The sequence below is a fragment of the Microbulbifer mixtoriginis (SeqCode) genome, from assembly GCF_052467945.1.
In genome coordinates this window covers 2,904,972-2,919,167 of record NZ_CP174328.1, presented here as the reverse complement: position 1 = coordinate 2,919,167, position 14,196 = coordinate 2,904,972, and the positions used below count along the sequence as shown (strand labels likewise).

The 14,196-nt window shown below is 52.2% G+C and carries 10 protein-coding genes; all 10 read left to right on the top strand.

Features of this window, described 5'->3' with window-relative positions:
- The first annotated feature begins 4 nt into the window (after positions 1-4).
- The 10 genes from murD (at position 5) to secA (ending at position 14,104) form a co-directional block, all read left to right on the top strand.
- Positions 5-1,387, top strand: a complete 1,383-nt coding sequence (gene murD, locus ACJJIJ_RS12815; RefSeq protein ID WP_444937557.1) for a UDP-N-acetylmuramoyl-L-alanine--D-glutamate ligase — start codon at positions 5-7, stop codon at positions 1,385-1,387.
- Positions 1,384-2,616 carry a putative lipid II flippase FtsW gene (gene ftsW / locus ACJJIJ_RS12810; RefSeq protein ID WP_444937556.1) on the top strand — a complete coding sequence of 411 codons (1,233 nt, stop codon included), beginning with the start codon at positions 1,384-1,386 and terminating at the stop codon, positions 2,614-2,616. Before murD ends, ftsW begins: the two co-directional genes overlap by 4 nt.
- The gene (murG, locus tag ACJJIJ_RS12805; protein WP_444937555.1) at positions 2,616-3,713 is read left to right on the top strand and encodes an undecaprenyldiphospho-muramoylpentapeptide beta-N-acetylglucosaminyltransferase; all 1,098 of its coding nucleotides are present in this window, start codon (positions 2,616-2,618) and stop codon (positions 3,711-3,713) included. Before ftsW ends, murG begins: the two co-directional genes overlap by 1 nt.
- Before the next feature lie 55 nt (positions 3,714-3,768).
- Positions 3,769-5,211 carry a UDP-N-acetylmuramate--L-alanine ligase gene (murC, locus tag ACJJIJ_RS12800; protein ID WP_435583648.1) on the top strand — a complete coding sequence of 481 codons (1,443 nt, stop codon included), beginning with the start codon at positions 3,769-3,771 and terminating at the stop codon, positions 5,209-5,211.
- A 6-nt stretch (positions 5,212-5,217) separates the two neighbouring features.
- Entirely contained in the window at positions 5,218-6,024 is an 807-nt protein-coding gene (locus ACJJIJ_RS12795) for a cell division protein FtsQ/DivIB (protein WP_444937554.1), read from the top strand.
- A 112-nt stretch (positions 6,025-6,136) separates the two neighbouring features.
- The gene (gene ftsA, locus ACJJIJ_RS12790; protein ID WP_252082959.1) at positions 6,137-7,372 is read left to right on the top strand and encodes a cell division protein FtsA; all 1,236 of its coding nucleotides are present in this window, start codon (positions 6,137-6,139) and stop codon (positions 7,370-7,372) included.
- Positions 7,373-7,460: 88 nt separating this feature from the next.
- A complete protein-coding gene (ftsZ, locus tag ACJJIJ_RS12785; RefSeq protein ID WP_252082958.1) occupies positions 7,461-8,720 on the top strand; it encodes a cell division protein FtsZ in 1,260 nt (419 codons plus the stop codon).
- A gap of 428 nt (positions 8,721-9,148) precedes the next feature.
- Entirely contained in the window at positions 9,149-10,060 is a 912-nt protein-coding gene (gene lpxC / locus ACJJIJ_RS12780) for a UDP-3-O-acyl-N-acetylglucosamine deacetylase (RefSeq protein WP_252082957.1), read from the top strand.
- Between the two features lie 201 nt (positions 10,061-10,261).
- Positions 10,262-11,197 (top strand): M23 family metallopeptidase, encoded by a 936-nt coding sequence (locus tag ACJJIJ_RS12775; protein WP_252082956.1) that lies wholly within the window; start codon positions 10,262-10,264, stop codon positions 11,195-11,197.
- Positions 11,198-11,359: 162 nt separating this feature from the next.
- Positions 11,360-14,104, top strand: coding sequence for a preprotein translocase subunit SecA (gene secA / locus ACJJIJ_RS12770; RefSeq protein WP_252082955.1), 2,745 nt, complete (start codon positions 11,360-11,362; stop codon positions 14,102-14,104).
- Positions 14,105-14,196 lie beyond the last annotated feature (92 nt).

Genomic DNA, 14,196 nt, shown 5'->3' with positions numbered 1-14,196 from the left:
TACAATGAGCCTGATCGCGACTTCCTCGCAGCATAAAGTGGTAATTGGACTGGGCGCTACCGGGCAATCGGTGGTGCGCTACCTGCTGCGTCATGGTCATACCCCGGTGGTGGTGGATAGCCGTGATAACCCTCCAGGGCTTGCGGCTTTTCAGGAGGAGTTTCCTCGGGTCGTGGTGGAAACCGGCCCGCTACGTCCAGACACTTTACTTGCGGCCAGTTTAATTATTGTCAGCCCAGGTGTGCCCTTGGCGGAGCCGGTTTTGCAAAAGGCCGTTGCCGAGGGTATTCCGGTTGTTGGTGATATTGAATTATTTGCCCAGGCTTTACTGCGAAAGCAGTCTAAAGCGAAATTGGGCGCGATTACTGGTTCTAACGGCAAAAGCACGGTCACGACACTACTTGGCAGAATGGCTGAAGCCGCCAACATTTCTGTGCGGGTGGGTGGCAATATTGGCGTACCGGTGCTCGATTTATTGGATGACCCCTTACCGGAGTTGTTTGTACTGGAGCTTTCCAGTTTCCAATTGGAGACAACTTATTCCCTCACTCCAACAGTAGCGACTGTTTTGAATATGAGTGCGGACCATATGGACCGCTATCCCAGTATGTTGGAGTATCACCGGGCGAAGCAACGGATTTATCGTGGTGCAGAAGTATTTGTGGTTAATCGCGAAGACCCCCTGAGCCAGGGACCTCTGTCGCGAGAGCGGCGTGAGTGGACTTTCGGCCTTGATCGACCGGACTTGAAACAGTTTGGTGTGTGCTTATCTGGGGAGCGTGAGTGGTTGGCTCAAGGAAGTGAGAAGTTATTGCCGGTCGATGAGCTGGCGATGGTGGGCAAGCATAATATTGCCAACGCCCTGGCTGCATTGGCTATGGGTAGTGTAGTGGGACTGCCCATGGCGGCAATGCTGTCGGTGCTGCGTAGTTTTCCTGGCTTGGCACATCGCTGTGAGCGCGTGGCGGATTTACATGGCGTAACTTATGTCAACGACTCTAAGGGCACTAATGTAGGTGCAACTCAGGCCGCGTTGGATGGATTGGCGACCTCAACCCGTAAAATAGTTTTAATCGCAGGTGGAGATGGTAAAGGCGCAGACTTTTCCGCATTGAAGAAAAGCGTAGGCTCCTTGCGTGCAGTGGTTTCAATCGGTGTTGATGGCGACAAAATTGCCAGCGTGTTTGCCGGTCAGTGCAGGACACTCAATGCTGATTCCATGGCAGATGCAGTCAATAAGGCCCGAACTTTGGCGCATAGCGGAGACTACGTGTTGCTCTCCCCGGCGTGTGCCAGCTTTGATATGTATCGCAATTTTGAAGCGCGTGGTGAAGACTTTCGCAATATTGTAGCGGCGCTGTGTGAGTGCTCACAGGAGGGGCAATGAGTGAATTGCCCTCCCTAAATAGCAGGCGTGATTTTCTCGATGCTCTTTTACCTTTTAGCGTTTTGGCGCTGGTGAGCATTGGCGTTGTGATGGTGGCTTCAGCGTCGATCGCTTTTGCTACAGATATTTATGCAGACCCTTGGTATTTCCTGAAGCGTCACTTGGTATTCTTGTTAATTGGGGCAATTGCGGCGTTATTGGTGAGCCAGATCCCATTGGCTATTTGGTCGCGCCTATCTTGGCCGCTGCTACTGTTTTCCTGTCTGCTTTTAATCGTGGTATTGGTGCCAGGTATTGGTCGAGAGGTAAATGGTAGTCGACGCTGGTTGGTGTTTGCGGGAATTACTATCCAACCTGCAGAAGTGGCGAAGTTTTGCATGCTGGTATTTTTTGCCAGTTTTCTAACCCGGCGCAGCAAGCAATTACACCACTGGAGCAGCTTTATGGTACCGGTGGTTATTCTCACGATGGTTGCTTTTTTACTGTTATTGCAACCGGACTTCGGCTCTGTGGTAGTACTTTCCGGCACAGTGCTGGCGATGGTGTTTTTGGGTGGTGCACGCTTACCCCACACGTTTTTACTCGTGGCGGCAGCGGCTTGCGGTTTGGCCTTGATGGCGCTGATGAGCCCCTATCGTTTGCAGCGCCTGCTAACGTTTCTAGACCCCTGGGGAGACCAGTTTGCCAGTGGCTATCAGTTGACCCAATCGCTTATCGCTTTTGGTCGTGGTGAATGGTTTGGCGTGGGGTTGGGTAATAGCGTGCAAAAACTGTTTTATCTGCCCGAGGCCCATACCGACTTTATTTTTGCCATCCTCGCCGAGGAGTGGGGCATGTTTGGCGGCTTGGTTGTTGTTGGGCTTTTTGTGCTCCTGACCTGTTCGTTATTGCGTTTGGTCCGTGAAGGCCTGGCGCAACAAAAATTTTTTGCGGCTTTACTGGCATTTGGTATGGCAATACAGATTGCTGGCCAGGCTTTTGTGAATATGGGAGTGGCTTCAGGGTTGTTACCGACTAAGGGGCTGACCCTGCCGTTTGTCAGTTCCGGTGGTAGTAGTTTGATTATTTGCTGTGCCCTATTGGGGTTGGCTTTGAGGATTCGCACTGAATTGCGAGGGCAATTTGGGCAAGCCGGGGATAGTGAGGAAAGTCCTGGTTTGTTTGGGAAGTTGCCAATTTTTGCCCGGCGCCGCACCAGTGCTGGCGTTGGTAGTGGGGAAGTAGTCTGATGTCCCATGAAGAAAAAATTTTCGCCAATAAGAAGTTTTTACTGATGGCCGGAGGTACCGGTGGCCATGTATTTCCAGCACTGGCAGTGGCAAAAGCCTTGCAGGAGCGCGGTGCCAGTGTTGAGTGGCTGGGTACACAGCGCGGTATCGAAGCGCGTTTAATTCCCGAGGCGAATATTCCACTGCACTGTATTCGTGTGGAGGGTGTGCGTGGCAAAGGCAAATTGGCCCTGTTCAAGGCACCTCTGCAGGTTTTGCGCGCGGTGGTCCAAGCCCGTGCCGTGGTAAGGGCAGTAGCACCAGATGCGGTGCTCGGGTTCGGTGGTTTTGCCACCGGTCCCGGTGGTGTAGCAGCACGACTCAGTGGAATTCCCCTGATTATTCACGAGCAGAATGCGGTTGCCGGCACCACTAACCGCCTGCTTGCTCGAATCGCGAGTAGGGTATTGGAGGCTTTTCCCAGTGGTTTGCCTGGTGCTAAGCAGGTTGGCAATCCGGTACGCACTGAGATTGCGAGTTTGCCTGAGCCGCAACAGCGTATCGGAAATGAGGCACCACTGCGCCTGCTGGTGCTCGGTGGCAGTCTCGGCGCTGTGGCAATTAATGAGCTGGTGCCAAAAGCTGTGGCTCTTTTGCCGTTATCCCTACGGCCGAAAGTGGTTCATCAGGCGGGTGAACGTCATGCAGCGTTGGCCCAAGAAGCTTATAAGGCTGCGGGAGTAGAGGCAGAGGTTGTACCTTTTATTGCGAATATGGCCGATGCCTATAGCGTTGCAGATTTGATCATTTGTCGCTCCGGGGCGCTAACTGTGTCGGAAATCGCTGCCGCTGGTGTGGGCGCAATTATGGTGCCTTTTCCCTTTGCGATTGACGATCATCAGACACGCAATGGCGAGTGGTTACAGAATGCCGGTGGTGCTGTGGTAGTTCAGCAGAACACCATGGATGCACAGAGTCTGTCAGAATTATTGCAGAAGCTTCTCTCAGACCCTCAAGCGTTGCTTGCGATGGCGAAAGCTGCGCGCAGTGTGGCAAAAATTGATGCAACCGAGCAGGTAGTAGGTGCCTGCGCTGAACAGCTGGCTCTTGTCAGATAGCAAATAAAAAATGAGTGGATCAAGGTTGGAAAGTATGGCTTCTGAGCGTGCCAATATGGAAAAAAGTTATGCTGTACCGACGATGCGCCGCATTCGTCGCATCCACTTTATCGGTGTGGGTGGTGCAGGCATGAGCGGCATTGCCGAAGTACTGCAGAATCAGGGTTACGAGGTTTCTGGTTCCGATTTGCGCGAATCAGCTGTAACAGACCGTCTGCAAAAGCTCGGTGTTAGGGTTGAAATTGGACACAGTTCGGAAAATATCCGCGGTGTCGATGTGGTTGTTAACTCTTCGGCCGTGCATGACGACAATCCAGAGTTGGTCGCCGCCCACGAAAACCGAATTCCGGTGGTGCGCCGTGCGGAAATGCTCGGGGAACTGATGCGTTATCGCTATGGTATTGCCGTGGCGGGTACACACGGAAAGACTACAACTACCAGCCTGATAGCCTCGATTTTTGCTGCGGATAAAAAAGATCCGACGTTTGTGATTGGCGGTTTGGTCAATTCGGCAGGTGCCAATGCGGCATTGGGCGAAAGTCGTTATCTAATTGCCGAGGCAGATGAAAGTGATGCATCTTTTATTCATCTGCAACCGATGGTGACGGTGATCACGAATATTGATGCGGACCATATGGAAACCTATGGTGGGGACTTTGAAAAGGTCAAACAGATCTTTATTGATTTTGTCCATAACCTGCCTTTTTATGGCCTTGCTGTGGTCTGTGGCGATGATGCCAATGTGCAGGAAGTAATTCCCAAGTTTTCCCGGCCGGTGCTGACTTATGGGTTTGCTGAGGGCAATGATTTCCGCATTGTCGAGGTTAAACAGGAGCCGTTGCGAAGCCATTTTAAAGTGCAGCGCCCGGCGGGTGATCTGCTTGAGGTCTCGGTAAATACTCCTGGTATCCACAATGTATTGAATGCTACTGCGGCAATTGCTGTCGCTACCGATGAGGGTATCGGTGATGAAGCTATTCAAAAGGGATTACAAGGTTTTCAAGGAGTCGGTCGTCGCTTCCAAATTTATGGAGATTTCTCTATTAGTGACGACAGTAACGCAGAAAAAGTGATGCTGGTGGACGATTATGGCCACCACCCAAGGGAAGTGGCAGCAACCATCAGGACTGTACGCGACGGCTGGTCCGATCGGCGCTTAGTGATGGTTTACCAACCGCATCGCTATACCCGAACCCGAGATCTGTTTGAGGATTTTGTTCAGGTGCTGTCCGAGGTGGACAAATTAATTTTGCTGGATGTTTACAGTGCTGGGGAGGCACCGATAGCCGGCGCGGATGGGCGGACTTTGGCTCGTAGCCTGCGCAATCGAGGCCAGGTCGATCCCATTTTTGTCGAAACCGTTGATCAGGTTCCCCCGATCCTGGCTGATCTACTGGAACCCGGCGATGTGGTTCTGACTCAGGGCGCGGGTAATGTTGGGGCTCTTTCACAGAGGTTGGCGGAATGGCGTCTGGGTGAGAAAGACCTCGAGGCTTGAGTGGTAGTGAGGTCTGCACAGAAAAAAAATACAGGGACTCAGCGGGCCCCGGTTCGTGGTGCCAGCCCTCTCAAAGAGAGAGAGAAGCGGGGATTCCACTGGCGCCCCTGGTTATTTACCAGTGTCTTTATGTTCTTGCTTGGTGGGCTGCTTAGTGGGGGCTACTGGTTGTGGCAGCACCTACCGGCGATTCAGCTCAGTCGAGTTGATGCACTGGAGCAAGTTGAGGTTCGCGGAACCTTTAATGCTGTAACTGAAGAGCAGATTAAAGAAATTTTACTGCCGTATTTGCAAGCGGGTTTTTTTTCTGTTGATATCCGCGCGATGCGCGCAGCATTGCTGGAGAAACCGTGGATTACCAAGGTTTCCATAAGTCGCCGCTGGCCCAAAGGCGTTGTTGTTGAAGTCAGCGAGGCGCAGCCACTTGCCATCTGGGGCCGTGATCGTTTGTTGGTTGCTAGTGGTGCACTGCTGCCACGGCCGAAACAAATGCAGGTGGGTACACTACCCGAGCTCGCCGGGGATGAAGAGTTGGTTGGGCAAATTATGTCCCAATACCAAGCGCTTGCGGGGCTTTTGACTACGCGGGATATGGAAGTGAAGCGCTTGTCATTTGATGACCTTAGTGGCTGGCATCTGGAGTTGATGTCGGGAATTGAATTAAAACTCGGTCATGAGGCACTGCTGGAGCGTGTTAACCGCTTTCTCACTTTGAGCCGCGGGTTACTTGCTCCTTATTTGCAAAAAGTAGCCGAGGTAGATACTCGTTACGGTAACGCGGTAGCGGTTCAGTGGAAGAACGAGCAAGAGTAAACAGGGACGCGGCAGTAGCCGCTGTGGAAAGATAAAGTTTAAAAGCGAAGGCGCTGATCCGGTTGATAATGAAAGGAAAGCCGGGGTATGGCCTAGCGAGGTTGGAACAAAAATGACACAAGTATCCGATCAGCGCATGATTGTTGGGCTGGATATCGGCACCTCCAAGGTGGTTGCCATCGTTGGTGAGGTATCTGCTAACGGGGACCTCAATATTGTTGGTATTGGCTCCCATCGCTCCACCGGGATGAAAAAAGGTGTGGTGGTAAACATTGAATCCACCGTGCAATCTATTCAGCGTGCGGTGGAGGAAGCAGAACTCATGGCGGGGTGTGAAATTCACTCTGTGTATGCCGGTATCGCGGGCAGCCATATTCGCAGTCTCAATTCTCACGGCATTGTGGCTATTAAAGATCGTGAAGTAACCCAACAGGATTTGGATCGGGTAATTGATGCAGCTCGTGCAGTTGCTATACCCGCGGATCAGAAAATTTTACATACGCTGCCGCAAGAATACCTGATCGACAACCAGGAGGGGGTAAAAGAGCCTCTGGGGATGTCTGGTGTGCGCCTCGAAGCAAAGGTGCATTTAGTCAGTGGTGCCGTCAATGCGGCACAAAATATTGAGAAGTGTATCCGCCGCTGTGGTCTTGAAGTGGAGGATGTCATTCTCGAACAGCTGGCTTCCAGTTACGCAGTACTGACTGAAGATGAGAAAGAGCTCGGAGTATGTATGGTGGATATCGGTGGGGGCACCACCGATATTGCTGTATTTACCGGTGGCTCAATTCGTCATACTGGAGTGATTCCCATCGCTGGGGATCAGGTGACTAACGATATTGCGATGGCATTGCGTACCCCGACACCGCACGCCGAAGATTTAAAAATAAAATATGCCTGTGCTCTTGCAAAACTTGCGCGGGAAGGTGAAACCATAAAAGTACCGAGTGTCGGAGATCGGGAGCCCCGGGATTTGTCCCGTCAGGCCCTGGCTGAAGTAGTCGAGCCGCGCTATGACGAGCTGTTTACTCTGGTGCAGGCGGAATTGCGCCGCAGTGGATTTGAAGATCTGTGCGCAGCAGGAGTGGTTTTAACAGGAGGCTCTTCAAAAATGGAGGGTGCGGTAGAGCTGGCTGAGGAAATTTTCCATATGCCGGTACGTCTCGCAGTGCCTCAAGGAATTTCTGGATTGAGCGATATCGTGAGCAATCCAATTTACTCCACCGGAGTTGGATTATTGATGTACGCAATGCAGCAGGAAGAGGCTGCAGAGGGAAAAACTCAGCCCGTGCGTAACGATAATCAGTGGTGGGACAAAGTAAAGCACTGGTTTCGTGGAAATTTGTAATAGCATGCAACCAGAATTAGCCGTCCCATAAGGGATTTTTTTTAGGCGTGGCTGTAAAATTCGACATGAGCAAGAAAGGGGAACAGCGATGTTCGAGCTAGTTGATAGCGTACAGGATAAACCTGTCATCAAGGTAATAGGAGTCGGCGGCGGCGGTGGCAATGCTGTTAAGCATATGATTGCCAGCGACGTGGAGGGCGTAGACTTTATCTGCGCGAACACTGACGCTCAGGCGCTGAAAGATATTGAAGCGCAAACTATCCTTCAGCTTGGTAATACGATTACCCGTGGACTAGGTGCTGGGGCCAATCCCGATATCGGTCGTCAGTCCGCTCTGGAAGACCGCGATCGCATCGCTGAAGTCTTGGGCGGTGCTGATATGGTGTTTATTACCGCTGGTATGGGGGGCGGCACTGGTACCGGTGGAGCGCCGATTGTAGCCGAGATTGCCAAAGAGCTCGGTATTCTCACCGTGGCTGTTGTTACTCGCCCGTTCAAAATTGAAGGCCGCAAGCGCACTGTCGTAGCCGAAGAGGGTATTCTCGAGCTGCGCGACAAAGTGGATTCCCTGATTACTATCCCTAACGATCGCCTGCTGGAAGTATTGGGTAGCAAAATCACCATGAAGTCTGCCTATAAAGAGGCTGATAACGTGTTACTCGGAGCGGTGCAGGGTATTGCCGATCTGATGATCCGCCCCGGCATTATGAATGTGGACTTCGCCGATGTACGCACGGTGATGTCTGAAATGGGTATGGCGATGATGGGCTCTGGCTCTGCCATTGGCGAGAATCGCGCTCGTGAAGCGGCGGAGAAGGCTGTACGCAGTCCGCTGTTGGATAACGTTAACCTTGCTGGTGCACGCGGTATTTTGGTCAACATCATTACCGGCAGTGAAGAAGCTGGCTGTCAGGAGTTGACCCTGGGTGAATACTCCGAAGTGGGTGAGATCGTGCAAGAGATCGCCTCTGATGAGGCCACAGTGGTTATTGGTACGGCGGTGGATGATAAGCTGGGTGATGAAATGCGGGTGACTGTAGTAGCCGCTGGCCTGGGTGAGGGAACTCCTGCGGCTCGCCCAGCTAAAGTGGTAGATAACACACGTCGTCCAGAAGTGCGTGAATCCCGCGATGTTCGCGAGACTCGAGACATGCGTGAGAGCCGGGATATGCGCGATATGCGTGAAAGCCACGGTGCCGCAGGGCTAGTCTCTCGTGAGAGCGCGGCCGACACCCGTCCAAGGGTGGATGTAGAGCGTCCCAAGCGCCCCGCTCCGTCGCTCAGTTCTGCTGATGCCGATATGGAATATTTGGATATTCCGGCCTTCCTGCGCCGCCAGGCAGACTGAGAGTAGCCGCCGCAGAGGCAGTACACTGCTCATGTCCACCCAGCTTATTGTTGGGTGTCGCCTCTGCGGGGCGGCTTATCGCAGAATTTTGTATTTGATATCACTTTTGGTATTGCTAGATCAGAAGTTTGCCCAGTTCCATAAGACCTGCTATCAGAGTTACTCTCTGCTATGAGGGGCAAGGAAATAGGCAAGTAAGAGTTTAATTAACAATTTTTTACAGTGATCCCGGCGCTCATGGTCTTAAAATGCTGTCTCAGCGACTGAGATGTGGCGCTCCAATCTTTATTTAAACTATCCTTAGAAGGACGGTGGCGGTGTGTTAAGTTGACCACACGCCCACAATTGGTATTGGCGTCGCAATTGTGCTAATATCGGCGGCTTGCTGCGCGTTTTGCGTAGACCACCGACTGGGAAAAGATAGTTTCATGATCAAACAGCGCACGCTTAAAAATGCTATTCGCGCCACTGGCGTAGGTCTGCACACTGGCAAAAAGGTCATCCTGACCTTGAAGCCGGCTCCCGTAGACACCGGCATCGTGTTCCGTCGAACGGACTTGGACCCGGTGGTCGAAATTGAAGCCCGCGCAGAGAATGTGGGCGATACGCTACTTTCCACTACCCTGGTCAAGGGCGATGTTCGTATCGCTACCGTGGAGCATTTGCTCTCAGCGATGGCGGGCCTGGGTATCGACAATGCGATTGTCGAACTATCCGCTCAGGAAGTACCGATTATGGACGGCAGTGCCGGTCCTTTTGTGTTCCTGATCCAGTCCGCTGGTATTCAGGAGCAATCTGCGCCGAAGAAATTCCTGCGTATTAAGAAGCCGATTACCGTGGAAGAGGGCGATAAAGTAGCCAGCTTCCTGCCTTTTAATGGTTTCAAGGTCTCCTTTACCATCGACTTTGACCACCCGGTATTCCAGGGGCGTAACCTAACCTCTTCCGTGGACTTCTCCAGTACTTCTTTTGTGAAAGAGGTGAGTCGTGCGCGTACATTTGGATTTATGCACGAAATTGAGTACCTGCGCTCTAAGGGTTTGGTTCAGGGTGGTTCTGTGGATAACGCCATCGTGATTGACCAGTATCGCATTCTGAATGAAGGTGGATTGCGTTACGAAGACGAATTTGTGAAACATAAAATTCTCGATGCCATTGGCGACCTTTATCTTCTGGGTACCAGCCTGATCGGTGAGTTCAAAGCCTTTAAATCCGGCCACTCCTTGAACAATAAGTCTCTGCGTCATTTGATGACCCAAAAGGACGCATGGGAGATGGTGACATTCGAGGGAGAGCAGGAGGCTCCAATCTCCTACGTTAAGCCAATACTGGCAGTTTAAACTCTCAATAAAAAAGCCGGCATTATATTGCCGGCTTTTTTACGTGACAGATTCGCCAGAGAGGGTTGGGGTAATTCTGGTAACCTTGTTTCCCTTTGGGTATTTGGATGGCCGGTCTTTTAGTGTGAGGTATTGCACTGGAGCCTCGTCTCACTTACAGAGACAGCAAAATTACAAGATATCGGACTTCTCCTGCTTGTTATGAAAGTAATTCTGGTCAATGAGCGCGGTGCAACCCGCAGCTTCAACTTTGGTGGGCTGAGCAAGGCGCTATTGAGCTTGTGCCTCTTGGGCCTCCCGGTTGGTGCCTTCTTCCTGGGTGCCAATCTTCCCGTGACCAAAACGGATTTATTTGATGCGCGTACAGCCAAGGCTTGGGAGCGCGCTTTACGTAAGCAGCAGCAGGAAATTGAGGAGGCCGATCGCGAGGCTCACGAGCAACTTGCTGCGCTCACGGTAAAACTGGCTGAATTGCAGGCGCGCCTTACCCGATTGGATGCTGTGGGTGAGCGCCTAACCGCAGCGGCCAATCTCGATCAGGGCGAGTTTGAGTTTAGCGCTGTGCCTGCAGTGGGTGGTCCGGAAGATCCCGGCATCGCCGGAGCTTCAGATTTACCCTATCAACCCCCCGAGTTTCTCGAAGTGATTGGTGACTTGTCTCACAAAGTAGATGATCGCCAAATGCAGCTCAATACGCTCGAGTCCCTGATGGCAAACCTGCAGCTCGAGGATGAGCAATTTATTGCCGGGCGCCCGATCACCAAAGGCTGGATGTCCTCGCGCTATGGTTATCGCACCGACCCTTTCACAGGGCGCCGCACTTGGCATAAAGGTGTGGACTTTGCCGGTAAGATGGGGTCAGACGTAGTATCTGTAGCCGCCGGTGTTGTTACCTGGGCTGATGAGCGTCACGGCTACGGACATATGGTGGAAATCAATCATGGTAATGGTTATTCCACCCGCTACGGCCATAACAGTGAACTCAATGTTGGGCTCGGTGATGTAGTTAAGAAGGGGCAGGTGATTGCCCAAATGGGGTCCAGTGGGCGCTCCACTGGTCCCCATGTACACTTTGAGATCTTTAAGAACAATCGCACGGTCGACCCGGCCAGCTATATCCGCCGTACAGGCAGATAACAACTATCCTTCCTTTACGCGTATTTGCTGGCAGCTTGGCATAAGAGTTGCCAGCGCTTACGCCTTCCTGTTTACTTGCACCCCTCGCATAAAGGAGTATCGGTGCAATATCTGCCCAGCATTAGCGCCGATAGCGCACATAAGATAAGTGGTTTCTAGATAATGATTGGCAAACTGATTAAATCGGTCTTTGGTACAAAAAATGACCGCGAGCTGAAGCGCATGCGACGCGTCGTGGAAAAAGTCAACGCGCTGGAAGAGGATTTCCAGAAGCTGGATGATGCAGCTCTTCGTGCCAAAACAGAAGAGTTTAAAAAGCGTATTGCAGATGGGGAAACTCTAGACCAGCTGCTGCCGGAAGCTTTCGCTGCAGTGCGTGAAGCGGGTCGGCGCACAATGGGCATGCGTCACTTCGATGTACAGCTAATCGGCGGTATGACTCTACATGAAGGTCGTATCGCTGAAATGCGTACCGGTGAAGGTAAGACTCTGGTAGCGACCTTACCGGCTTATTTGAACGCGCTCGAAGGCAAGGGCGTGCACATTGTTACGGTCAACGATTACTTGGCATCCCGCGACGCCAATTGGATGCGCCCAGTCTATGAATTTCTCGGGCTGACTGTTGGGGTGATTATCTCCCAGCAGCACCCGGACGATAAAAAGGCCGCCTATCAAGCCGATATTACTTACGGCACCAACAACGAATTTGGTTTTGATTATCTGCGTGACAATATGGTGTTACGCAAGGAAGATCGTACCCAGCGCCCACAAAACTTCGCCATCGTGGATGAGGTGGACTCAATCCTTATCGATGAGGCGCGTACCCCGCTGATTATTTCTGGTGCGGCGGAAGATTCCTCTCACCTTTACTTGGCCATGAATAAGCTGATTCCACAGCTGGAGCGTGCCGAAGAAGGTGGTGATGGACACTACACCGTAGACGAGAAGACCCGCCAGGTAGAGCTGACCGAGCAGGGGCATCAGTTGGTGGAAGAACTGCTGTCTCGCAGCGGCTTGATGAAAGAAGATCAATCTCTCTACGCCCCTGGTAACCTGGGCCTGCTGCACCATGTGCATGCCGCATTGCGTGCCCAGGTACTGTTTAACCGGGACGTGGACTATATCGTGCAAAACGGTCAGGTTGTCCTGATCGATGAGCACACCGGCCGTACTATGCCGGGCCGTCGTCTCTCCGAGGGGTTGCATCAGGCGCTGGAAGCCAAGGAGAATGTTCAGATCCAGTCTGAAAGTCAGACGCTAGCCTCCACTACCTTCCAGAATTTATTCCGTTTCTATCCAAAGCTCTCTGGTATGACAGGTACCGCAGACACTGAAGCGTTTGAATTCCAGCAGATTTATGGTCTGGATGTGGTAGTAATCCCCACTAATAAGAATATTCAGCGGGATGACCTCAACGACCTGGTCTACCTGAGTAAAGAAGAAAAAATGGATGCCATTATCGAGGATATTAAGTTTTGCCGTGATAAGCAGGCACCGATCCTCGTAGGTACCGCCTCTATCGAGACTTCTGAAGAGATGTCGCGCATGTTGCAAAAGGCAGGCATCAAGCATCAGGTACTAAATGCCAAATACCATGAACGTGAAGCACAAATAATTGCTCAGGCTGGCCGTCCCGGTACTGTCACCATTGCAACCAATATGGCCGGTCGCGGTACTGATATCGTGCTGGGTGGTAACTGGGAGGCTGAGGCCGAGGCGCTCACTCAGGAGAAAGGTAGTGACTTGAGTGAGGCCGAAGTGGCCAAGGTGAAGGAGCAGTGGAAGAAGCGCCACGAACAGGTGATCGAGGCTGGCGGCTTACATATTATCGGCACCGAACGTCACGAGTCGCGTCGTATCGACAACCAGCTGCGCGGCCGTGCCGGGCGTCAGGGTGACCCGGGTGTAACCCGTTTCTACTTGTCTCTGGAAGATAATCTAATGCGTATCTTCGCCTCCGATAGGGTGAAGAACTTTATGCAGATGCTGGGAATGGAGCGCGGGGAGGCTATTGAGCACCGCATGGTCTCCAATGCGATTGAAAAAGCCCAGCGTCGCGTTGAAGGGCGTAACTTCGATATTCGCAAGCAGCTGCTGGAATATGATGATGTGGCTAATGATCAGCGCCAAGTGATTTACAGCCAGCGCAATGAGCTGCTAGAAGCCGGTCAGATCAGCGATACCATCAACGCTATTCGCGAAGATGTTGTGAATGAAATTATCTCCGCTTCTGTACCGCCACAGAGTGTTGAGGAGCAGTGGGATATCCCGGCACTGGAACAGCAGTTGGCCGGTGAACTGGGCATTGAGCTGCCTATTCAGAAATGGTTGGATGAGGACCGCAATCTGCACGAGGAGACGCTGCGCGAGAAGGTTGTTGCCGAAGCTCAAGCCGCTTACGCTACCAAGGTGGAGCGTATCAGTGAATCTTCTGGCGATGCCAATCTGATGCCGACAGTGGAGCGTCAGATCATGCTGCAAGTGCTGGATCAGCTATGGAAGGAACACCTCTCCAGCATGGACCACCTGCGAGCGGGTATTGGTTTGCGTGCCTACGCCAACAAGAACCCTAAGCAGGAGTTCAAACGCGAGTCTTTCCACCTTTTCCAGAGTATGCTGGAAAACCTCAAGCACGAGGTGGTACGTATCCTGGCCCATGTGGAACCTATGACCCGCGAGCAAATGGACGAGTTGGAGCAGCGCCGCCTGGAAGAGCAGCGTAAGCAGCAGCTGGAGCTTCAGCATGCCGAGGCCTCGGCGCTTCCTGAAAGTCAGCCGCAGCAGCAGGCGGCACCTGTGCCAGAGCGCCGTGGACCCAAGGTTGGCCGTAATGACCCATGCCCCTGCGGTTCTGGCAAGAAATACAAGCAGTGCCACGGTAAGCTGGCATCCTCTACCCAGAGCTAAGGCCTTCAGACTGTAGTGTTTAAGTTAGAAAATACCCCGCTATATGCGGGGTATTTTTTTGCCTGACAAGAAAATATTCTGCGGAATTTATA